A 20,582-nucleotide genomic window follows, 5' to 3' on the forward strand; every position below is an offset into this window, starting at 1 on the left:
GTTGCGAATCAGCCCTCGGCCTGCGCCGCCTGACGCTTCTGGCGGACCCGACGGGCCAGTATGTTCAGGCTTTCAATGGCAGCCGAGAACGCCATCGCCGCATACACATACCCTTTGGGTACATGGGCGCCGAAACCTTCGGCGATCAGGGTCATGCCGATCATGATCAGGAAGCCCAGGGCCAGCATCACCACGGTCGGGTTGTCATTGATGAACTTGGCCAACGGCTCGGCAGCCAGCAGCATCACCAGTACCGACGCCACCACGGCAATGATCATGATCGGCAAGTGCTCGGTCATGCCCACGGCAGTAATGATGCTGTCGATGGAAAACACCATGTCCAGCAACAGGATCTGGCCAATCGCAGCAGCAAAGCCGATCGCCACGCCCGATGTCTGGGTTTTGTCCGCCTCAGGCTCCGGAGTCATGCTGTGGTGAATCTCCGTGGTGGCTTTCCACACCAGGAACAGGCCACCGGCAATCAGGATCATGTCCTTCCAGGAGAAGCTCTGCCCCATGACGTCGATCACCGGCTCGGTGAGCTGGACGATGAAGGCGATGGTGCTGAGCAGCGCCAGACGCAAGAACAACGCCATGCCAATACCAATGCGTCGCGCCTTGGCCCGATGCTTTTCCGGCAACTTGTTGGTGAGGATGGAAATAAAGATCAGGTTATCGATGCCGAGCACGATTTCCATCACCACCAGGGTGGCCAGGGCGACCCAAGCAGTGGGGCTAGCAGCGAGTTGTAAGAGGTAATCCATGGGTCAATCCTGAATCGGTTGTATGAAAGATCAGATTTCCTGGGACGACTCCGGCTTCTTCGCCGCGTCTTCCTGTGGTTTTTCCTTGCCGGTCACACTTTGCGTGGCGTCACTCAACGCTTGCTCTGCGGCCTTGTGAGTATCGTCGATGGCTTGCTTGGCAGTCTCGGCCGCCTTGTCCAGCACCTGTTGCGCGCTTTTTTCCGCCTGATCGCAAGCTGCCAGGGTCAGCATAGACAGTGCCAGCAGCGACGCTACACCCAGTTTTTTGAATGACATACCGTATTCCTCGATAGAACGGGCGTGGCCAAGTGGGGCCCCGTCGATAGCGGGGCATTCTAAGGAGAGTAATACTTCAGGAAAATTCGTATTTTTAGCAGTTATACTTCGATTTTCACGAACTGATAGTCGCCATGCTCAACTACCGACAACTGCATTATTTCTGGGTTGTAGCCAAGACCGGCAGCATCGTCCGCGCCTGCGAGCAGCTCAACCTGACTCCACAAACCATCAGCGGCCAGATCAGCCTGCTGGAGCAGACCTATGGCATCGAACTGTTTCACCGGGTCGGACGCCAACTGGAACTGAGCGAAGCCGGGCGCCAGGCCCTGCCCTACGCCGAACAGATGTTCCAGCTCGGTGGTGAACTGGAAGCCATGCTTCGGGCCAGACCCGACGAGCAACAGATCCAATTCCGTGTAGGCGTGGCAGACGTGGTGCCCAAGTCCATCGTCTATCGCCTGATCGCGCCCACCATGGAACTCAGCGACCCGATTCGCCTGACCTGCCGCGAAGACAAACTAGAGCGCCTGCTGGCAGACCTGGCCATCCAGCGCCTGGACCTGGTGATCTCCGACAGCCCCATGCCCTCGCATCTGGACATCAAGGGCTACAGCCAGAAACTCGGAGAATGTGGCGTCAGTTTCTTCGCCACCGAGGAACTGGCGCGATTGCACGGCGCGGACTTTCCCCGGGGCCTGCACGGCGCCCCGCTGCTGATCCCGGGCCAGGAAACCGTGGTCCGAAGCCGCCTACTGCGCTGGTTCGCCGAACAGCAATTGCAACCGCGCATCATCGGCGAATTCGATGACAGCGCTCTGATGCAGGCCTTCGGCCAGTCCGGCAGTGGGATCTTTATCGCCCCCAGCGTGATTGCCGATGAGGTCCGACAACAGTACGGCGTGCATCTGATTGGCCAGACCGATGCCGTGACCGAATCGTTCTACGCCATTTCCGTGGAGCGCAAGGTCAAGCACCCCGGCATTGTCGCCATTACCGAAGGGGCCCGACGGGAACTGTTCACCTCCATCAACCACTGATCAGGAAGGACAGGCGTGCGGCGCCTTGAGCTTCATCAGCAGCAACGCCAGGGCAATGGACAGCACAATGAAGCAGGACGCTGCAAATCCCAGGCTACCCAGCCCCAAGGTGTCGATCACCCGACCGCCGACCATAGCCCCCAGGCCGATCCCCAGGTTGGCCCCGGCGATGTTCAGCGACGCAGCGAACGCCGGCGCTTGCGGCGCCGCCTTGATCAGCCGCACATGGCTGACCAGGAACAGGGCTGCCTGGGTCACGCCCCAGACACCCATGGCTGCCGCCAACCCCAGGGTCGAATGAATGCTCGGCACCAAGGCCAGCATGCCGCCGATCATCAACCCACAGAACACCATGGAAGCGATCAGCGGATGCCGGTCCACAGCCCGGCCGCCCAGGGAATTGCCGATCAACCCCACCGCGCCAAAGCCCATCAGGCACCAGCCCACCACGGTGCCGTTGAAGCCCGCCAGGCGCTCGAGAATATCCGCCAGGTAGGTATAGGCAGTGAACATGCCGCTGAACACCAGAATCGACAGCAGCACATGCCCCTGCATCAGCGGGCTGCGCAGGATGCGAAACTGCGAACGCAGGCTTGCCTGTTGGTTATGCGGCTTGGTTGTCGGCAGGTAGACCCACAGCAGCAAGGCCTTGCCGAAGGCCACCACAGCGAGGAGGCCAAAGGCGCTGCGCCAGCCAAAGGCATCGGCAATCAGGGTGCCCACGGGAATCCCGAACACCGTGGCGCAAACAATGCCGAAGCCGATCTTGGCAATGGCGCGCCCGGCGTAGTCTGGGCCGACGATATCCACTGCCGTTTCGCTGGCCAGGGCCCAGAACACTGGCAACCCCAGGGCCGGTACCAGTCGCGCCAGGGACATCACCCAGATATTCGGTGCGAGCGCCGCCAGGGTATTGGCCAGGCCAAACATCAACAGCACGCTGATAAACAGCTGCTTGCGCGGAAAACGCGCGAAGTAGGCGGTCAGGAAGGGCCCGAAAGCGGCGACGGTGAATGCGAACAGGGTCACCAGCAAGCCGGCCTGGGACACGCTGACCTGCAAGTCCCGGGCAATCGACGGCAACAGGCCGACGATGATGAATTCCGTGGTCAGCACGGTAAAACCCGCGGCCGACAACAGCAGGATGGGCAACAACATCAAGAACTCCAGAAACGGCGACAGCAGCGATAGCCCGAAGGGCCCGCTGACTGGATAGGAAAAGGGGGTGACGAATGTTAACAGAGTGAGTACGGGTCAGGGCAACCGCCACGTCGCCGCTTTTCTTGCTGCGCCAAGTGGCAGATCGTCACATCGACGCGGGAAGCACTGGCTGCTGTGATAAAGTCCGCCCCCTGCCAAAAACAGGCCTGATCGCGCACTGCCACTCAAGTCGCCCGATCGCCAGTTGCCATTGACCACCGCAGCCATGGGTGCCGCTGCAGCCCGGGCCACTTTAGGCCCTGGGTACCCGGCATGCACTGCACATTAAAATAAACAGAGATACCGCTATGAGCGCTTCCCCCCCTTCCTTTCTGCAATCCCTCAAACGCCTCAGCCTGGTCACGCAGATCGTTATCGGCCTGATTGCCGGTATCGCCCTGGCCCTGCTGGCTCCAGAGGCCGCGAAGTCCACCACCTTTATCGGCAAGGTCTTCGTCTCGGCGCTCAAGGCCGTGGCGCCGATCCTGGTGTTCGTGCTGGTGATGGCCTCAATCGCCAACCACAAGCACGGCCAGGAAACCCATATCCGGCCGATCCTGGTGCTCTACCTGCTGGGCACCTTCGCTGCCGCCGTGGTAGCCGTAATCGCCAGCAGCCTGTTCCCTTCCGCCCTGGTGCTGTCGACCCAGGACGTCGCCATCACCGCTCCCGGCGGCATCAGCGAAGTGCTGCAAAGCCTGCTGCTGAGTGTGGTGGACAACCCGGTCAGCGCCCTGATGAACGCCAACTTCATCGGTATCCTGGCCTGGGCCATCGGCATGGGCGTGGCCATCCGCCACGCCGGCCAGACCACCCGCACGGTGCTCGACGACCTGTCCAACGGGGTCACCGTCATCGTGCGTGTGGTGATCCGCTTCGCACCCCTGGGGATTTTCGGCCTGGTGGCCTCGACCCTGGCCACTTCAGGCTTCGATGCGCTGCTGGGCTACCTGCACCTGCTGGCGGTACTGATCGGCTGCATGCTGTTCGTGGCCCTGGTGATGAACCCGCTGATCGTGTTCTGGAAGATCCGCCGCAACCCCTTCCCACTGGTACTGACCTGCCTGCGCGAGAGCGGCATCACCGCGTTCTTCACCCGCAGTTCGGCGGCCAACATTCCAGTCAACCTGGAGCTGAGCAAGCGCCTGGGCCTGCATGAAGACACCTATTCGGTGTCCATCCCCCTGGGCGCCACCATCAACATGGCCGGCGCGGCGATCACCATCACCGTGCTGACCCTGGCCGCCGTGCACACCCTGGGCATCGCCGTCGACCTGCCGACCGCCGTGCTCCTCAGTGTGGTGGCAGCGATCTGCGCCTGCGGCGCTTCCGGTGTCGCCGGTGGCTCGCTGCTGCTGATTCCACTGGCCTGCAGCCTGTTCGGCATCCCTAGCGAAATCGCCATGCAGGTGGTGGCCGTGGGCTTCATCATCGGCGTGCTGCAGGACTCGGCGGAAACTGCGCTGAACTCCTCCACCGACGTGCTCTTCACCGCCGCCGCGTGCATGGCCCAGGAAGACAAGGCGCAAGCCTCAGCCTGATTCACGGCCACTAAAAAGCCCGGCCAGGGTAAACCTGGCCGGGCTTTTTTATGCGTGCTGAAAGGCTCGTGCCGCTCTTCAGCAGGACGCCTTAGAACGCGCCCATGTAGTCGCGCTTGCCCACTTCCACACCGTTGTGACGCAGGATCGCGTAGGTGGTGGTGACGTGGAAGAAGAACTGCGGCAGGCCGTAGGTCAGCAGGTAGGACTGGCCACTGAAGCGCTTCTCTTTCGGAGTGCCCGGACGGGTGACGATCTCGATGCCTTCCTTGCCATCGATCTGCGAAGGCTGGATGCCTTCGATAAAGGCCAGGACCTTGGCGATCAGCGCCTGCAGGTCGGCGAAGGTGACTTCAGTGTCGTCGTACTTGGGCAGTTCGACCTCGGCCAGGCGAGCCGACACGCCCTTGGCGAAGTCCACGGCGATCTGCACCTGACGCACCAGCGGGAACATGTCCGGATACAGGCGCGCCTGGAGCAGGGCATTGGGTTCGATATTCTTCGCCGTGGCGTGAGCTTCGGCCTTGTGCAGTACATCGCTCAAGGCGTTGAGCATTTGCTTGAAGACAGGAACGGAAGCGGCGTACAGGGAAATAGTCATGACAGTCTCGACATGGATGGCGGAAATACAACGAGCAGCGATTATAGCCACAGCGGCCGACCCCGGGGCCTTTATCCCGGCGGCCCTTGGCGATAGGCGCTGGGCGCGACGCCAAACCAGCGCTTGAAGCTCTGGGAAAAACTCGACAGGTCGCTGAAGCCCAGCCGCTCGGCGATCTGCGTCAGGCTCAAGGCCGGGTTGCCCAATAGCTCCAAGGCCCGGGCGCTGCGGTGCTGGCTCTGTAATTGCCGGTACGACGTGCCCTCCTCCTGCAAACGACGCTTGAGGGTGCGCACGCTGGTCCGACTCAACCGCGCCATGCTCGGCAGGTCCGGTACGCTGCCGGAGGGGGCGGCCTCAAGATACTGGCGCACCAGGGCCGTAGCCCCCTGAGGCGCTGAACGACGCTCCAGCAACTGTGCACACATCTGCTCGCACATCGACACCGTCAGTGGATTGGCCTGGGGCAAGGCCCGGGTCAGGAAGCGCCGGTCGAAGGCCAGGCCATGCTGCTCGGCCCGATAGGCGGGACTCAGGCCAAGGATCTGCTCCACCTCCCCCGTGCTGCGCGCCACAGGACGGCCATTGCACCGGGTAAACCGCGTCAGGCGAAAGTCCGGGCCCACAATCTCCTTCATCAATACCGCCGCAGCGGCCATGTCCCGCTGCAGCAGAAACTCCCGTACCGCCGGGTCCGCCACCGCAGGCTCAGCAAACGTCAGCACTCCCAGCTCCTGCTCCAATCGATAGCCGATCGTGGCAAAGGCATAAGTCAGGGGTAAAAAGCGCAAAGCCAGGTTCAAGGCATCCGCCGCAGTCGCACTGCTGATCAGGCCATAGCCAAACAGGCCGTAGCTGGAGAAGTGATAGCGCGCGCCCACGGCGTAACCCAAGCCCCGGGGATTGCCCAACAAACCCAGCAGATTGCTCACCAGTTGCAGTTCCTGAGCCACCGTCAACAGGCTGTTGGGGTCCTGCAACTGCTCCAGGGACAACCCCGAACCGGCCAGCAAACTCGCCACTGGCAAGCCCTTTTCGCGGCCGAAGCTCACCAGCAGCAAGGCGCTGGAAGGTCCTCGGGTGTAGGTCTGGATACTCATGGGCCGGACTCATGAACCGCTGATTTGGCCCAAATACTAAAGCACTTGTCCCGTTACAGCATGGGGCCTGCACTTTATTCCCTGCATGCTTCACTGATCGGGGCTGCACCACAGAAACAAGGACGTGGCCTCGGGAGGATCAACCCAGTGCCGCACAACAATAACAACGAGGTCGTCATGCCCCAATCAGCACCTGCCTGTACCCCACCCTCCAGCTCAACCGCGCCCCTTGAGGCCCTGATCATCGGCAGCGGCTTCGGCGGCCTGGGCATGGCCATCGCCCTGCGCAAGGCCGGGGTCGATCAGTTCATCCTTCTTGAGAAAGGCCAGGACGTCGGTGGCGTCTGGCGCGACAACACCTACCCCGGCGCCGCCTGCGACGTGCCTTCGCACCTGTACTCGTTTTCCTTCGAGCCCAACCCGAACTGGTCCCGGGTGTTCGCCCCCCAGGCAGAGATCCACGATTACCTGCAGCATTGCGCCCAGCGCTACGACCTGCTGCGCCACATCCACTTTGGCAGCGAAGTGCGCCACGCCCGGTTCGATGAAGCCAGCAGTTGCTGGCAGGTCATCTGCCGCGATGGCCAGGCGCACTTCAGCCGCCTGCTGATCAGCGCCACTGGCCAACTGAGCCGCCCCGCCCTGCCCAATCTGCCGGGCCTGGACAGTTTCCAGGGGCATGTATTCCACTCCGCAGCCTGGGACCATCACTACCCTCTGGCCAACAAGCGGGTAGCGGTGATCGGCACCGGCGCCTCGGCCATCCAGTTCGTTCCGCAGATCGCCGATCAGGTGGCCGCGCTCAAGGTCTTCCAGCGCTCCCCGGCCTACATCATGCCCAAGGCCGACCGCGCCTACCGCCCGGAGGAAAAACAGCGATTCGCCCGCCATCCGCTATGGGCCAAACTGGTGCGCGCCGCCCACTACCTGCATTTCGAATCCCGGGCCCTGGGCTTTACCCGCCTCAAGAGCCTGACCCAATGGGTGGTCGGTATTCCTTTTCACAAGCTGCTGAATGCCTCGGTGCCCAACCCCGAACTGCGCCAGCGCATGACCCCGAACTATCCCATCGGCTGCAAACGCATCCTGCTGTCCAACGACTACCTGAAAACCTTCGCCAGCCCCCATGTCGAGCTGTTGACCCAGGGCATCGAGCGTATTACCGAGCACGGCATCACAACCCTCGACGGCCAGCAGCATCCGGTGGATGCCATCATCTATGGCACCGGCTTCGCCGCCACCGAATTCCTTTCGCCGATGCGCATCAGCGGCCGCGGCGGGGTCGACCTGAACCAGGCCTGGCAACATGGCGCGGCAGCCTACCTGGGGCTCAGCGTGCCCGGCTTCCCCAACTTCTTCATGCTCTACGGGCCCAACACCAACCTGGGCCACAACTCCATCATCCACATGCTGGAAAGCCAGATATCCCATGTGATCAAGGCCCGCCGGGCGTTGCTCAAAAGCGCGGCGAAAACCCTGGAGGTGGACGAGTCGCCCTACCAGCGTTTTCAGTGGCGCATCCAGCGCCGCCTGGCCACCTCGGTGTGGAGCGGCTGCCAGAGCTGGTATGTCGACGCACAGGGGCACAACAGCACCAACTGGCCCGGTTTCACCTGGAGCTACAGATGGCTGACCCGCTATGGCGGACTGTCCGCCTACCGATTTGCCAGCCCCCTGGACGCGCCGTTTTCGCCCAGCGATGGACAGCGAGTGGCCCCACCCGGGGATTGGCTGGAACGGTGCAACGCGGCTTTCTTGCGGCTTTTCCTGAGAGCCAGTTTCAGGACCCTGATCGGCCCGCCGCGGCAGCTGGTGAGCCAGCGCAAGCTCGTCAACGCTCTCTCCTGGCTGATGCCCGGCGGCCTGGGCGTAACCCGCAAGCGCACGAGCCTGGGTCAGTTGGCGGTGCAGTGCGTCGAGCCCAAGGCCCGGACCTCGAACGCGGTCATCCTCTACCTGCACGGCGGCGCCTTCTGCCTGGGCAACCCGGACACCCACTACAGCGTCACCAGCCGCCTGGCCAGGGAGACTGGCTGCCGCGTCTGGGCGCCCGACTACCGACTGGCACCGGAGCATCCCTACCCGGCCGCGCTGGACGACTGCCTGGCCTGTTATGACGCCATTCGTGCCCAGGGCTGTCCGGCGCAACAGCTGCTGATTGCCGGTGACTCTGCCGGGGGCGCCCTGGCGCTGGCACTGGCGCTGACCTTGAAGCAACGCGGCGAGCCGTTCGCGGCTGGGCTGATACTGCTCTCGCCGGTTACCGATCCCGACCTGGGCGCAGACCGCCTTCAATCCCGATCCGCCGTCGACCCGATGATCCGCCGCGACTGGCTGGAACAAGCCCTCAAGGCCTACGCCGTCCCTGCGCAGACGCTTTCACATCGCCCCCTGGAAGCGGACCTGCGCGGCCTACCGCCGATGCTGATCCAGGTCGGCGACCAGGAACTGCTGCTGTCCGACTCCCTCCGCCTAGCCGAACGGGCACGGGCGTCCGGCGTACCCTGCCAGCTGGAAATTCACGACGGGCGCTGGCATGTCTTCCAGTTGCAGGCCTTCTATCTGCGCTCTGCCAGGAACGCCCTGCGCAGCATCGCCCGGTTTGCCCAGCGGTGCCTGGAACCCGTCGCCAGTCCCCCAACGCCGTCCACGCCGCGGACCGCAGCCGAACCGGCACAAGCTGCGCAATCCAGCTGAAACCTGCCGCCGCGCCGACTGCGCGGCGGCCTTGCCTTGCTTGAACGCCACAACCCGATCCCCGCCCCACCAAGTTCTGATGGTCAGAACCGGCTTGTGAAGGTAAAACAGAGCCCCTCGAAGAAGGCCGACTCGGCCACGGAAAACTCAAGACCGCCCTAGCGCGCCATGCACCGGGTTTTCCACGACCTCATCCATCAGTGACCAAGGGACCAGCACTTATGAGCAACGAGCACGACACCCCCAACGAAGCACTGCGCCTGAGCAGTACCGACATCCGCGTTCTGGGTTCGTTGATCGAAAAGCAGGCCACCAGCCCGGAAACCTATCCCCTGACCCTCAACGCCCTGGTGATCGCCTGCAATCAGAAAACCAGCCGCGAACCGGTGATGAACCTGACCCAGGGCCAGGTCGGCCAGAGCCTGCGCGCCCTTGAGGCCCGGGGCTTCACTCGGTTGGTCATGGGCAGCCGCGCCGACCGCTGGGAACAGCGCCTGGACAAGGCCCTGGAACTGGTGCCGGCGCAGTTGATCCTGTGCGGCCTGATGTTTCTGCGCGGTCCGCAGACGGTCAACGAACTGCTGACTCGCAGCGGGCGCATGCACGATTTCGAAGACAGCGAGCAAGTCCTGCACCAGCTCGAACGCCTGATCGCCCGGGGCCTGGCCCTGCACATCCCGCGTCAGGCCGGCCAGCGCGAGGACCGCTACACCCACGCCCTGGGCGACCCGGCGGATATCGAAGCGATCCTCGCCGCCCGCGGCAACCCGGTGGAGCGCAGCACCGGCGGGGCGGTTTCAGTGGAACGCATCGAAGAACTGGAAGCGCGGATCGCCGCCCTGGAAGAACGTCTGGCCCAGCTCGAAGGCTGAGCTGATGCGTCCCCATGGGCCGCTGACGACAATGCCGGCTCAAGCCCGAGCGAAGGCCACCGCCTTGTGGAACTGCTCCTCGCTCGGGCGCACGCCGGTATACAGCACAAACTGCTCCAGGGCCTGAATCGCAATCACCTCCAGCCCGGTGATGACCTGCTTGCCCTCGGCCCTGGCCCGCAGGATCAACGGTGTCTCCGACGGCACGGCCACCACATCGAACACCCGGTCCGCCGCAGCAATCGCCTCGGCCTCGAACGCCAGCTGCTGCGCTTGCGGGCCACCGCTCATGCCGATCGGGGTCACGTTGATCAGCATCTGCGGCCGCAGGCTGCCCAACTCCGCCTGCCACTCATATCCCAAGGCACTGGCCAGGGCGCGCCCGGTGACTTCATTGCGTGCGACGATCACGCCCTGGGTGTAACCGCCATCACGCAAGGCACTGGCCACCGCCTTGGCCATGCCGCCGCTGCCGCGCAGGGCGAAAGTCGATTCCCGTGGCACGTCGTGCTCGGCCAGCAACTGAGCCACGGCAATGTAATCGGTGTTGTAGGCCTTCAGATGGCCATCGGTGTTGACGATGGTGTTGATCGAAGCGATGGCCCTGGCCGAGGCATCCAGCTCATCCACCAGGGCGATGCAGTCCTCCTTGAACGGCATGGACACGCCGCAGCCGCGAATCCCCAACGCACGTATCCCCCGCACCGCACCAGGCAGATCCTGACTGCTGAAGGCCTTGTAGTAGAAATTGAGCCCCAACTGCTCATACAGATGATTGTGAAAACGCAGGCCGAAGTTCCCCGGACGCCCGGACAGCGACATGCACAACTGGGTGTCTTTGTTGGGGTTCATTTGCATATTCATCTCCTCGCTGGGCACTTTCGGATAGACGGGCTTGGTCAGCCAAGCCCCTTGTGCCTGATCATATCGGCGCTGGTTTGCAGGCCCCTGCAGCGCCCAGGGATGACGGTAAAGAGGCCGGTACAGACCTTACACAATATTTACTCAGCGGCTGTGCAGATTTTCCAGAAACCGCTGTCTTAGCAGTATCCCCGCGTCAGTTCTTGAGTCTGGTGCAGACCATAAACGCAGGGGTTGAACCGAGGACCAATCATGATTTCCAAAATCCCCAAGATTGCCCTGCTCATAGGTGCACTGGCTGTCGCCGGCCAGGCATCGGCCCACGGTGGTGGCTGGGCCGGCCCCGCAGCGCTGGGCGCAGTTGTCGGTGCAGCCGTTGTGGGCTCGGTGATCGCCAACCAGGATCGTCCGGTCTACGTGCAGCAGGCGCCGGTGTATGTGCAACCCCAGCCGGTGTATGCCGCGCCACCACCGCCGGTCTACTACCAGCCGGCACCGGTCTATGTCCAACAACCGGTCTACTACCGCCCGGCGCCGGTGTACTACGGCCCGCCACGGGGCTACTACGGCCACCCTCATTACTACTACGGCCCACGTCCCGGCCGCTGGTAACCGTCCACTGAAACAGCCACAGGCCCCGCCCTCGAAGCGGGGCCTGTTGCATTTTGCCATCACCCGGATGTCTGAATAATCCCGAACAATGTCGCGACTGGAACAGTATTTGCCTGCAAATCCGGGAATAGTGTGCTGATCCCACGACGGCCCTGAGCAACGCGGGACTGTCATGTTTGTGTCATTCAAGGACTGCAAGATCGACCCAGTCCGCTCGCCACAGGCCCATAACAACAAGGACGACCCCATGCCCACGCAAAACCCCCACCGCGTCGAAGGCCTCTGCACCTCCAGCCGGGTGTACGACGCCCTGACCGAACTCAAGCATCTGGAAGGCCATCGCTGCGCCAAGTTTCTCTCGCTGCTGGCCCAGAACCTGGTGCGCAAGGGCCTGCTCAATGAGCAGGAAGTGCTGCACATGCTCGATCAGGTGGTGGACTGAACCACCGCAACCGCTAGCACCGGCATCAATGTCCACTATCAGACTGGGTGATTTTTCGTAGCACTTGAGGCTTTGTAAGGTAACTCCTCGCCCATCGAGGAGGTTGTCATGCCCAAGGTTCAGATCATGTCCGTTATCGGCAGTGCCGTCCCCGCGTCGCTCAGGGAACTGGGCTTGCTGGCCTGCTGGTACCTGGTACGCGACGGCGAAGCCGTCAGCGGCCCGCTGACCTCCCTGCCCGCCGCCCAGGCCCTGTCCAGGCAACTCGATCTGCACAGGGTCCACTACTAAGGCAACTGCACCCGAGGCCGGGTTTCGACGAACAGCGCCCAACTGGACATGAACAGCGCGGCGATCAAGGGCCCGATGACAAAGCCGTTGAGGCCGAAAATCGCCAGCCCGCCCAGGGTCGAGATCAGGATCAGGTAGTCCGGCATCTTGGTGTCCTTGCCCACCAGGATGGGTCGCAGCAGGTTGTCCACCAGGCCGATCACGAACACTCCGAACACCCCCAGCACTACCCCTTGCCAGATCGCTCCGCTGATCAGGAAGTACGCCGCCACCGGCCCCCAGACAATCCCCGCCCCCACCGCCGGCAGCAACGACAGAAACGCCATCAGCACCGCCCACAACAGGGCACTGGGAATATCCAGGAACCAGAAGATCATTCCCCCCAGGGCGCCCTGGGTCACCGCCACCAGCACATTGCCCTTGACCGTAGCCCTTACCACCCGATTGAACTTCAGTTGCAGCCGGCGTTTCTGGTACTCGGCCAGGGGCACGGCGGTGCGGATCTTGCGCGCCAGTTCGGCGCCATCACGCAAAAAGAAGAACAGCAGGTAGAGCATGATGAAGAAGCTCACCACGAACTCGAAGGTGCCCTGACCGAAGCTGAACGCCTGGGTCGCCAGGTACTGACTGCCCTGCATCGCGCTCTTGACCGTTTTCTCCTGCAAGCCCTTGAGCTCGCCAAGGCCCAAGCGATCCAGCAGGTGCTGAAAGTAGGGTGGCAGGCTGTGCTTGAACTGGGCCAGGTAGCCGGCGATGTCCAACTGACCGCTTTCGATCTTCTTGTACAGCTCGGCCCCTTCCTGGACCAGCAACACACTGGTGATGATCACCGGCAAGATGGCGATCACCAGGCAGATCAGCAGGGTGCACAAGGCCGTGAGATTGCGCGGCCAGCCGAACTTCAATTGCAGGCGGCGCTGCAAGGGAGCAAAGACGATGCCCAGGATCACCGCCCAGAACAGTGCTCCGTAGAACGGCAGCAAAATCCAGATGAACGCCACCGTCACCAGGACCAGTAACAGCAGCAGGCTTTTGTTTTGCAGGTTGTTTTGATTCATGTCCGATCCAGATCAGTCAACGCCCCATCACGGCGTCCTGAGGTTAGTCCGCAGCCGTGATGCCGAGTGCGTTTTTTTCTGCATCAGACATAGATCCAGATCAATGAATGGCCGCCAGCACTGGCTTACCCTCGCGACCTTTTGCGACCGACAGCCCCATGACGCTCCTCGCCAAGCCCGAACTCCTGGCCCCCGCCGGCACCCTGAAAAACATGCGCTACGCCTTCGCCTACGGCGCCGATGCGGTGTACGCCGGCCAACCGCGCTACAGCCTGCGGGTGCGCAACAACGAATTCGACCACGCCAACCTGGCCCTCGGTATCCGCGAGGCCCAGGCCCAGGGCAAGCGTTTCTACGTGGTGGTCAACATCGCCCCGCACAACGCCAAGCTCAAGACCTTTCTCAAGGACCTGGAGCCTGTCATCGAGATGGCCCCGGATGCGCTGATCATGTCCGACCCGGGGCTGATCATGCTGGTGCGCCGGCACTTCCCGGCCATGCCGATCCACCTCTCGGTGCAGGCCAACACGGTGAACTGGGCCAGCGTCGAATTCTGGCAACTGCAAGGGCTGACCCGGATCATCCTGTCCCGGGAACTGTCCCTGGAAGAAATCGAGGAAATCCGCCAGAAAGTGCCGGCCATGGAGCTGGAAGTCTTCGTCCACGGCGCCCTGTGCATGGCCTATTCCGGACGCTGCCTGCTCTCGGGCTACATGAACAAGCGCGACGCCAACCAGGGCACCTGCACCAATGCCTGCCGCTGGAAATACAAGGCCGAAGCAGCCACCGAGAACAACCTCGGGGACATCGTCCAGACCTTCCAGCCGGAGCCGACCCTGGGCCTGGGGGCACCCACCGACCAGGTGTTCCTGCTCCAGGAAGCCAATCGCCCGGACGAGCTGATGCCGGCCTTCGAGGACGAGCACGGCACCTACATCATGAATGCCAAGGACCTGCGGGCAGTGCAGCACGTGGAGCGCCTGACCCGCATGGGCGTGCACTCGCTGAAGATCGAGGGCCGGACCAAATCCCACTTCTACTGCGCGCGCACCACCCAGGTGTACCGCCGGGCCATCGACGACGCGGCGGCCGGGCGCGAGTTCGACCGCAGCCTGATGAACGACCTGGAGTCCCTGGCCCAGCGCGGCTACACCGAAGGCTTCCTGCGGCGCCATGTACATGACGAGTACCAGAACTACCAGAACGGCAGCTCGGTGTCGGAACGCCAGCAGTTCGTCGGCGAACTCACCGGCGAACGCCGTGACCGTCTGGCAGAAGTGAAGGTGAAGAACCGTTTCGCCCTGGGCGATCACATGGAACTGATGACCCCCAAGGGCAACTTCCATTTCGATCTGCACGAACTGCAGAACGCCAAGGGCGAAACCATCGAAGTCGCCCCGGGGGATGGCCATACCGTGTACCTGCCGATCCCCGATCAGGTGGACCTGCGCTTTGGCCTGTTGATGCGCGACATCAGCGCCTGAAGCGCAGCGCTCTTGCCAGCCGCCCCAGGCGGCTGGCTGAGCACAACATCAGATCCGGAACTGCCCCACCAACCGACCCAGGCGCTGCCCCAGGTCCGCCAGACTGCGTGACGTCTGGGCCCCGCGCTGGGTTTCATCGGCCACGCTGTCCACCGCCACGGCAATCTGGTGCACGCTGCGGTTGATCTCTTCAGCCACCGCGGTCTGCTCCTCTGCCGCACTGGCGATTTGTGCGTTCATCGAATTGATGGTGCCAATCAGCTGGGCCATGGTGTCCAGCGAAGCACCGGCCTCGTTGGCTTTCACCGAGGTGCCATCGCCGGCATCGCTGGAGCGGCGCATGGCGTCCACCGCCACCCGAGTACCCTGCTGCAGACGATCAATCATGCCCTGGATTTCCTGGGTGCTTTGCTGGGTACGGCTGGCCAGGGCCCGCACTTCGTCGGCGACCACGGCAAAACCACGCCCGGCCTCCCCGGCCCGGGCCGCTTCGATGGCCGCGTTCAAGGCCAGCAGGTTGGTCTGCTCGGCGATTGAGCGGATCACATCCAACACGCTGACGATCGACGCCACGTCCTGCTGCAAGCTGTCCAGGGAAGTGCCGCTGTTGCGAATATCGCTGACCAGGGCATGGATCTGCTGGATGCTGCCATCCACCACGCGCTTGGCCGCCTGGCCTTCCTCATCGGTCTGTTGCGCCGCCACCGCCGCCCCCTGGGCACTGCGCGCCACTTCCTGGGCAGCCGAAGACATTTCATTGATCGCCGTGGCCACCTGATCGGTCTCGTGACGCTGACGCTCCATGGCCTGTTCCGAACGTTGGGCCTGATCCGAAACCTGGGTCACCAGCTCGGTGAGCTGCCCGGTCATCTCGGTGATCTGGCGCACCAGACCGTGGATCTTGTCGACAAAACGGTTGAACGAACCGGCCAGTTCCCCCAGTTCGTCCTGGCTGGTGATCGCCAGACGCCGGGTCAGGTCGCCTTCGCCGGCGGCGATGTCATCCAGGTTGGCCTTCATCAGGTTCAGCGGCCGCAGCATGGTGTTGGCCACCAGCAGGCCCAGGGCCGCAATCACCAGCAGCACCACCGCGGCGATCCCGAGGATGCTCAGGACCATGCCTTCCATGCGTTGGTTGACGCTGTCCTGGACTGCCGCCACCTGGGCGTCGATGCCGTCGAGATTGACCGAGGTGCCCAGCACCATGTCCCACTTGGGCAAGTACTCGGTGTAACCCAGCTTGGGCACCAGCACGTCGCTGCCCGGCTGGGTCGAGCTGTATTGCACGTAATGGCTGCCGTCCTTGCCCACGCGCACCAGCTCGCGGTTGACATAAACGCCGTTGGGGTCGCGATTGTCCTTGAAGCTCTTGCCCACGCCGTCCGGGCTGTTGCCCTTGAACAGACGCACGGTTTCGGAGTCGTAGCCGAAGAAGTAGCCGTCCTTGCCGTAAGTGATGTTGGACAGCAGCTTGACCACCTCGGCCCGGGCCGCCTGATCCCCGGGCGCCGCCGCGTCATACAGGGGCTTGATCGTGTTCAGGGCGACTTCGACATAGCTCTGCAGCGTGGTCTTGGCCTCGACCAGCAGACGACTACGGGTTTCCTCAACCTCTTTCTGGGCCTGCTGGCGCAACATGAACACCGTGCTCAGGCTGATCACCAGCGCGAACAGTAGTACCGGGAGTACCGCCAGGGACAGGACTTTGGCCTTCAGGCTCAAGCGCATAGTGGGCTCACTCTTGGTTTTTTATTGGCGTGATAACCGCGTTAACGGCACGCCAAAACAAAAGTTGAGCCTGAACCCGTAGGAGCCGGCTTGCCGGCGAAGAGGCCCTTGAGCCTGGCACCGACCTTGTCGACGCCTTCGCTGGCAAGCCATCTCCTACAACAACCCCCGGCTTCTAGGAGAGCGAGATAATCAGAGGACCATGGCCGCGACCCAGCCGAAGGCCAGCAGCGGCAGGTTGTAATGCAGGAAGGTCGGGACCACGGTGTCCCAGATGTGATGGTGCTGGCCGTCGATGTTCAGCCCCGAGGTCGGGCCCAGGGTCGAATCCGAGGCCGGCGAGCCTGCGTCCCCCAGCGCCCCGGCGGTGCCCACGATGCAGACAATCGCCAACGGGCTGAAACCCAGCTGCACGCACAAGGGCACGAAGATCGCCGCCAGGATCGGCACCGTGGAAAACGACGAGCCGATGCCCATGGTCACCAACAGCCCCACCAGCAACATCAGCAAGGCGCCCACGCCCTTGCTGTGGCCGATCCACGCCGCCGAGGCTTGCACCAGGGAATTGACCTCGCCGGTGGCCTTCATCACTTCGGCGAACCCGGAGGCGGCGATCATGATGAAGCCGATCATGGCCATCATCTTCATGCCTTCGGTGAACAGGTCGTCAGTCTCGCGCCAGCGCACGATGCCCGACACCGAGAAAATCAGGAAGCCGCACAAAGCCCCGATAATCATCGAGTCCAGCAGCAACTGGATCACGAACGCAGCGACGATAGCCGCCCCCGCCACCAGCAGGGTCCGCGGGTTGTACTGCACCGCCACCTGCTCGACTTTCTCGATCCGATCCAGGTTATACACGCGCTTCTTGCGGTAGCTGACAAAGGCCAGCAGCAAGCCGCAGAGCATGCCCAGGGCGGGAATGCCCATGGCGTGGGTGACGTTGACCTGGCTGATATCCACCCCGCTGCGGGCCACGTTGGCCAGGAGGATCTCATTGAGGAAGATGTTGCCGAAGCCCACCGGCAGGAACATGTAGGGGGTGATCAGGCCGAAGGTGATGACGCAGGCGATCAACCGCCGGTCCAGTTGCAACTTGGTCAGTACATAGAGCAGCGGCGGCACCAGCAGTGGGATGAAGGCAATGTGGATCGGCAGAATGTTCTGCGAAGCAATCGCCACCACCCACAACAGGCCGATCAGCAGCCATTTGACCTGGCCGCCGCCGTGGGCGTCCTGGCGATCCACCAATATCAGGATCTTGTCCGCCAGGGCATGGGCCAGGCCGGACTTGGCGATGGCCACGGCGAAGGCGCCAAGCAAGGCGTAGGACAGGGCCACGGTGGCACCGCCACCCAGACCACTGTTGAACGCCTTGAGGGTAGCCTCGATCCCCAGGCCACCCGTCAAACCGCCCACCAGGGCACCAATGATCAGGGCGATCACTACATGCACGCGGGACAGGCTTAGCACCAGCATCACGCCAACCGCGGCAATTACTGCGTTAATCATCGTTACCTCATTACTGCGCCGCTAAAAAAGGCGCAAAAGCCTGTGACCGACCGGAAGGCAGCGGGCTGCCGACATCGAGATGAAAGAGGTTCTTATTAGAGGGCGCGCACTTTGCAGCAGCGCAACCAGCTTGTCAAAACCCGCACCCCGCCGCCCGCAGGAGCAAGCTTGCTCGCGAAGCACCCAAGCCCCCCGTGCCCGTGGCGAGGGCGCTCGTTCCCGACGGGCTGCACAGCAGCCCCAGAGCCTCACGGCTTATTTCGAACAAGCGTTTAAAGAACGCCGTTCGTCGGCCGTTACAGTGCAAAGTCTCAGATATTTATCGAATAAAGGACGCCTCCATGTCGCTCAGACAACTTTCCATCCAATGGAAGATCACCCTGCTGGCCGGACTCTGCCTGTTGGGCATCGTGTCGCTGTTGGTGGGGCTTTCGCTGTATCGCATGGAGCACAGCTCCGAGCTGGTGAAAGCGTCGAGCATGGAGATGCTCAACGAAGCAGCCCAGGCGCGGATCGAAGCCCAGGGTGAAGTCCAGGCACTGGGCATTCGCCAACAGTTCATGGACGCCTATCAATACGGCCACGGCTTTTCCCGCCAGGTGCTGTTCCTGCGGGAACAGGCCGAGAAACGCTTCCTCGACGCCTTCGACCTGCGTGAAGACCTGACCCGCCAGGTCAAGTCGGCGCTGCAGGCCAACCCCGACTTGCTGGGCCTGTCCCTGGTGTTCGAAGCCAACGCCCTGGATGGCAAGGACGAGTTGTTCAGCGGCCAGAGCGAATTGGGCAGCAACGAAAAAGGCCGCTTCGCCCTGTACTGGTCCCAGCCCACCCCGGGCCAGCTGACCTCCATGGCGCTGCCGGAAAGCGACATGAGCGACACCCGCAGCGGACCCAGCGGCCAACCGGCCAATGCCTGGTTCACCTGCCCGCGCAGCACCCTCAAGCCCTGCGTGATCGAGCCCTACTTCTATGACATCGACGGCCAGAAGGTGCTGATGACCAGCATCGTCTTCCCGCTGCTGGTCAACGGCAAAGTCATCGCCTCGCTGTCGGTGGACATCAACCTCAACAGCCTGCAGGCCATCAGCCGAGATGCCAGCCAGAAGCTCTACGCCGGCCAGACCAGCGTCAGTATCCTCAGCCCCGCAGGCCTGCTGGCCGGCTATAGCCCGGATGCCAGCAAGCTCAGCCAGCGCCTGGACAGTGTCGACAGCGTCAACGGCGCCGAACTGATCCGCCAACTGGCCGATAGCACCCAGACCCACAGCCTGCACAGCCAGGAGAAACTCAAGGTCCTCGCCCCCTTCACCCCGATCCCTGGCGGCAAGCCCTGGGGCGTGCTGCTGGATGTGCCGGAAAAGGTCCTGGTGGGTCCGGCCGAAGCCTTGAAAAGCGAACTGGACGCCAGCAACAACAGCGGCACCCTGATGGAGCTGGGCCTGGGCCTGCTGGCTGCCGTGGTGGGCCTGCTGCTGGTGTGGCTGATGGCGCGCAGCGTGACCCGGCCGATTCTCGGCGTGGCCCACATGCTCGAAGACATTGCCAGCGGTGAAGGCGACCTGACCCGGCGCCTGGCGTACAACAACAAGGACGAGCTGGGGCAACTGGCCGGCTGGTTCAACCGTTTCCTCGACAAGCTGCAGCCGATCATTGCCGAAGTGAAACGCTCGGTGCAGGACGCCCGCGGCACCGCCGACCAGTCATCGGCCATCGCTACCCAGACCAGCGCCGGCATGGAACAGCAGTATCGTCAGGTGGACCAAGTGGCCACTGCTTCCCACGAGATGAGCGCCACCGCCCAGGACGTGGCCCGCAGCGCGGCCCAGGCGGCCCAGGCGGCGCGGGATGCCGACCAGGCCACGCAACAGGGCCTGACCGTGATCGACCGCACCACCCGCAGCATCGATCAACTGGCCGCCGACATGAGCGCCGCCATGACCCAGGTCGAAGGTCTGGCCGCCAACAGCGAACAGATCGGCACGGTACTGGAAGTGATTCGTTCGATTGCCGAACAGACCAACCTGCTGGCCCTCAACGCTGCCATCGAAGCGGCCCGCGCCGGAGAGGCCGGGCGCGGTTTTGCCGTGGTCGCCGACGAGGTGCGCAACCTGGCCCAGCGCACCCAGGAATCGGTGGAGGAAACCCGCCAAGTGATCGAGCAACTGCAAACCGGCACCCGGGACGTGGTGGGTTCCATGAACAGCAGCCACCGCCAGGCCCAGGGCAGCGTCGAACAAGTGGGTCAAGCCGTGACCGCCCTGCGCCAGATCGGCGACGCGGTGACGGTGATCAGCGACATGAACCTGCAGATCGCCAGCGCCGCCGAGCAGCAGAGCGCAGTGGCCGAGGAGATCAACAGCAACGTGGCGACCATCCGAGACGTCACCGAATCGCTGTCGGAACAAGCCAATGAATCGGCGCGGGTCAGCCAGTCCCTCAACAGCCTGGCCAATCAGCAACAGAGCCTGATGGACCAGTTCCGCGTCTGACCTGTAGCCGC

Annotated in this window: 18 protein-coding genes and 1 pseudogene; 10 read left to right on the plus strand and 9 right to left on the minus strand. The window is 63.0% G+C overall.

The genetic code is table 11. The features are described 5' to 3' along the window. Positions 1–8 precede the first annotated feature (8 nt). Both KHO49_RS19640 and KHO49_RS19645 read right to left on the minus strand, forming a co-directional pair. Positions 9–764 (minus strand): TerC family protein, encoded by a 756-nt coding sequence (locus KHO49_RS19640; protein ID WP_102881835.1) that lies wholly within the window; start codon positions 762–764, stop codon positions 9–11. A 30-nt stretch (positions 765–794) separates the two neighbouring features. After that, positions 795–1,043 (minus strand): hypothetical protein, encoded by a 249-nt coding sequence (locus KHO49_RS19645; RefSeq protein WP_102881836.1) that lies wholly within the window; start codon positions 1,041–1,043, stop codon positions 795–797. Between the two features lie 134 nt (positions 1,044–1,177). Between KHO49_RS19645 and nhaR the strand changes: the two genes are divergently transcribed. Continuing rightward, positions 1,178–2,083, plus strand: coding sequence for a transcriptional activator NhaR (nhaR, locus tag KHO49_RS19650; RefSeq protein ID WP_102881837.1), 906 nt, complete (start codon positions 1,178–1,180; stop codon positions 2,081–2,083). Here the strand turns inward: nhaR and KHO49_RS19655 are convergent, their stop codons facing one another. Further along, the gene (locus KHO49_RS19655) at positions 2,084–3,241 is read right to left on the minus strand and encodes an MFS transporter (RefSeq protein WP_110596159.1); all 1,158 of its coding nucleotides are present in this window, start codon (positions 3,239–3,241) and stop codon (positions 2,084–2,086) included. 350 nt (positions 3,242–3,591) lie between these two features. Here KHO49_RS19655 and sstT point away from each other — a divergent pair, with 350 nt between their 5' ends. After that, entirely contained in the window at positions 3,592–4,824 is a 1,233-nt protein-coding gene (gene sstT / locus KHO49_RS19660; RefSeq protein WP_102881839.1) for a serine/threonine transporter SstT, read from the plus strand. A gap of 91 nt (positions 4,825–4,915) precedes the next feature. Here sstT and KHO49_RS19665 read toward each other — a convergent pair whose 3' ends face one another. Both KHO49_RS19665 and KHO49_RS19670 read right to left on the minus strand, forming a co-directional pair. Next, positions 4,916–5,425, minus strand: a complete 510-nt coding sequence (locus KHO49_RS19665) for a DUF1993 domain-containing protein (RefSeq protein ID WP_102864642.1) — start codon at positions 5,423–5,425, stop codon at positions 4,916–4,918. A 71-nt stretch (positions 5,426–5,496) separates the two neighbouring features. Continuing rightward, positions 5,497–6,525 (minus strand): AraC family transcriptional regulator, encoded by a 1,029-nt coding sequence (locus KHO49_RS19670; protein ID WP_213665675.1) that lies wholly within the window; start codon positions 6,523–6,525, stop codon positions 5,497–5,499. Between the two features lie 177 nt (positions 6,526–6,702). On the opposite strand from KHO49_RS19670, the gene KHO49_RS19675 reads away from it, so the two are divergent. Both KHO49_RS19675 and KHO49_RS19680 read left to right on the plus strand, forming a co-directional pair. Next, positions 6,703–9,222, plus strand: coding sequence for a flavin-containing monooxygenase (locus KHO49_RS19675; RefSeq protein WP_213665676.1), 2,520 nt, complete (start codon positions 6,703–6,705; stop codon positions 9,220–9,222). A gap of 221 nt (positions 9,223–9,443) precedes the next feature. Beyond that, complete coding sequence (locus tag KHO49_RS19680; protein WP_213665677.1) at positions 9,444–10,094, plus strand: YceH family protein; 651 nt, start codon at positions 9,444–9,446, stop codon at positions 10,092–10,094. 39 nt (positions 10,095–10,133) lie between these two features. On the opposite strand, the gene KHO49_RS19685 is transcribed toward KHO49_RS19680, so the two are convergent. Continuing rightward, positions 10,134–10,952: a shikimate 5-dehydrogenase gene (locus KHO49_RS19685; protein WP_123394630.1), complete on the minus strand. Its 819-nt coding sequence runs from the start codon at positions 10,950–10,952 to the stop codon at positions 10,134–10,136. 255 nt (positions 10,953–11,207) lie between these two features. Here KHO49_RS19685 and KHO49_RS19690 point away from each other — a divergent pair, with 255 nt between their 5' ends. From KHO49_RS19690 to KHO49_RS19700, 3 genes are all read left to right on the plus strand, one after another. Then, positions 11,208–11,567, plus strand: a complete 360-nt coding sequence (locus KHO49_RS19690) for a hypothetical protein (RefSeq protein WP_102864638.1) — start codon at positions 11,208–11,210, stop codon at positions 11,565–11,567. Positions 11,568–11,814: 247 nt separating this feature from the next. Next, positions 11,815–12,009, plus strand: coding sequence for a hypothetical protein (locus tag KHO49_RS19695; RefSeq protein WP_102864963.1), 195 nt, complete (start codon positions 11,815–11,817; stop codon positions 12,007–12,009). A 108-nt stretch (positions 12,010–12,117) separates the two neighbouring features. Then, positions 12,118–12,300, plus strand: coding sequence for a hypothetical protein (locus KHO49_RS19700; protein WP_213665678.1), 183 nt, complete (start codon positions 12,118–12,120; stop codon positions 12,298–12,300). On the opposite strand, the gene KHO49_RS19705 is transcribed toward KHO49_RS19700, so the two are convergent. Continuing rightward, positions 12,297–13,358 (minus strand): AI-2E family transporter, encoded by a 1,062-nt coding sequence (locus KHO49_RS19705; RefSeq protein ID WP_102881844.1) that lies wholly within the window; start codon positions 13,356–13,358, stop codon positions 12,297–12,299. The genes KHO49_RS19700 and KHO49_RS19705 overlap by 4 nt on opposite strands. Before the next feature lie 158 nt (positions 13,359–13,516). Between KHO49_RS19705 and trhP the strand changes: the two genes are divergently transcribed. Continuing rightward, positions 13,517–14,842 carry a prephenate-dependent tRNA uridine(34) hydroxylase TrhP gene (trhP, locus tag KHO49_RS19710; RefSeq protein ID WP_102881845.1) on the plus strand — a complete coding sequence of 442 codons (1,326 nt, stop codon included), beginning with the start codon at positions 13,517–13,519 and terminating at the stop codon, positions 14,840–14,842. 48 nt (positions 14,843–14,890) lie between these two features. Here trhP and ctpM read toward each other — a convergent pair whose 3' ends face one another. Both ctpM and KHO49_RS19720 read right to left on the minus strand, forming a co-directional pair. After that, complete coding sequence (gene ctpM / locus KHO49_RS19715; RefSeq protein ID WP_213665679.1) at positions 14,891–16,570, minus strand: methyl-accepting chemotaxis protein CtpM; 1,680 nt, start codon at positions 16,568–16,570, stop codon at positions 14,891–14,893. Between the two features lie 192 nt (positions 16,571–16,762). Next, positions 16,763–18,079: a Na+/H+ antiporter family protein gene (locus KHO49_RS19720; protein WP_170003402.1), complete on the minus strand. Its 1,317-nt coding sequence runs from the start codon at positions 18,077–18,079 to the stop codon at positions 16,763–16,765. 1,487 nt (positions 18,080–19,566) lie between these two features. Here KHO49_RS19720 and KHO49_RS31550 point away from each other — a divergent pair. Further along, a pseudogene (locus tag KHO49_RS31550) lies at positions 19,567–19,713 on the plus strand (HAMP domain-containing protein); the annotation flags it as partial. 102 nt (positions 19,714–19,815) lie between these two features. Next, entirely contained in the window at positions 19,816–20,571 is a 756-nt protein-coding gene (locus KHO49_RS31555; protein ID WP_372342512.1) for a methyl-accepting chemotaxis protein, read from the plus strand. Positions 20,572–20,582: the final 11 nt, after the last annotated feature.

The organism is Pseudomonas sp. RC4D1, from assembly GCF_018390395.1.
Lineage (GTDB): Bacteria > Pseudomonadota > Gammaproteobacteria > Pseudomonadales > Pseudomonadaceae > Aquipseudomonas > Aquipseudomonas danubii.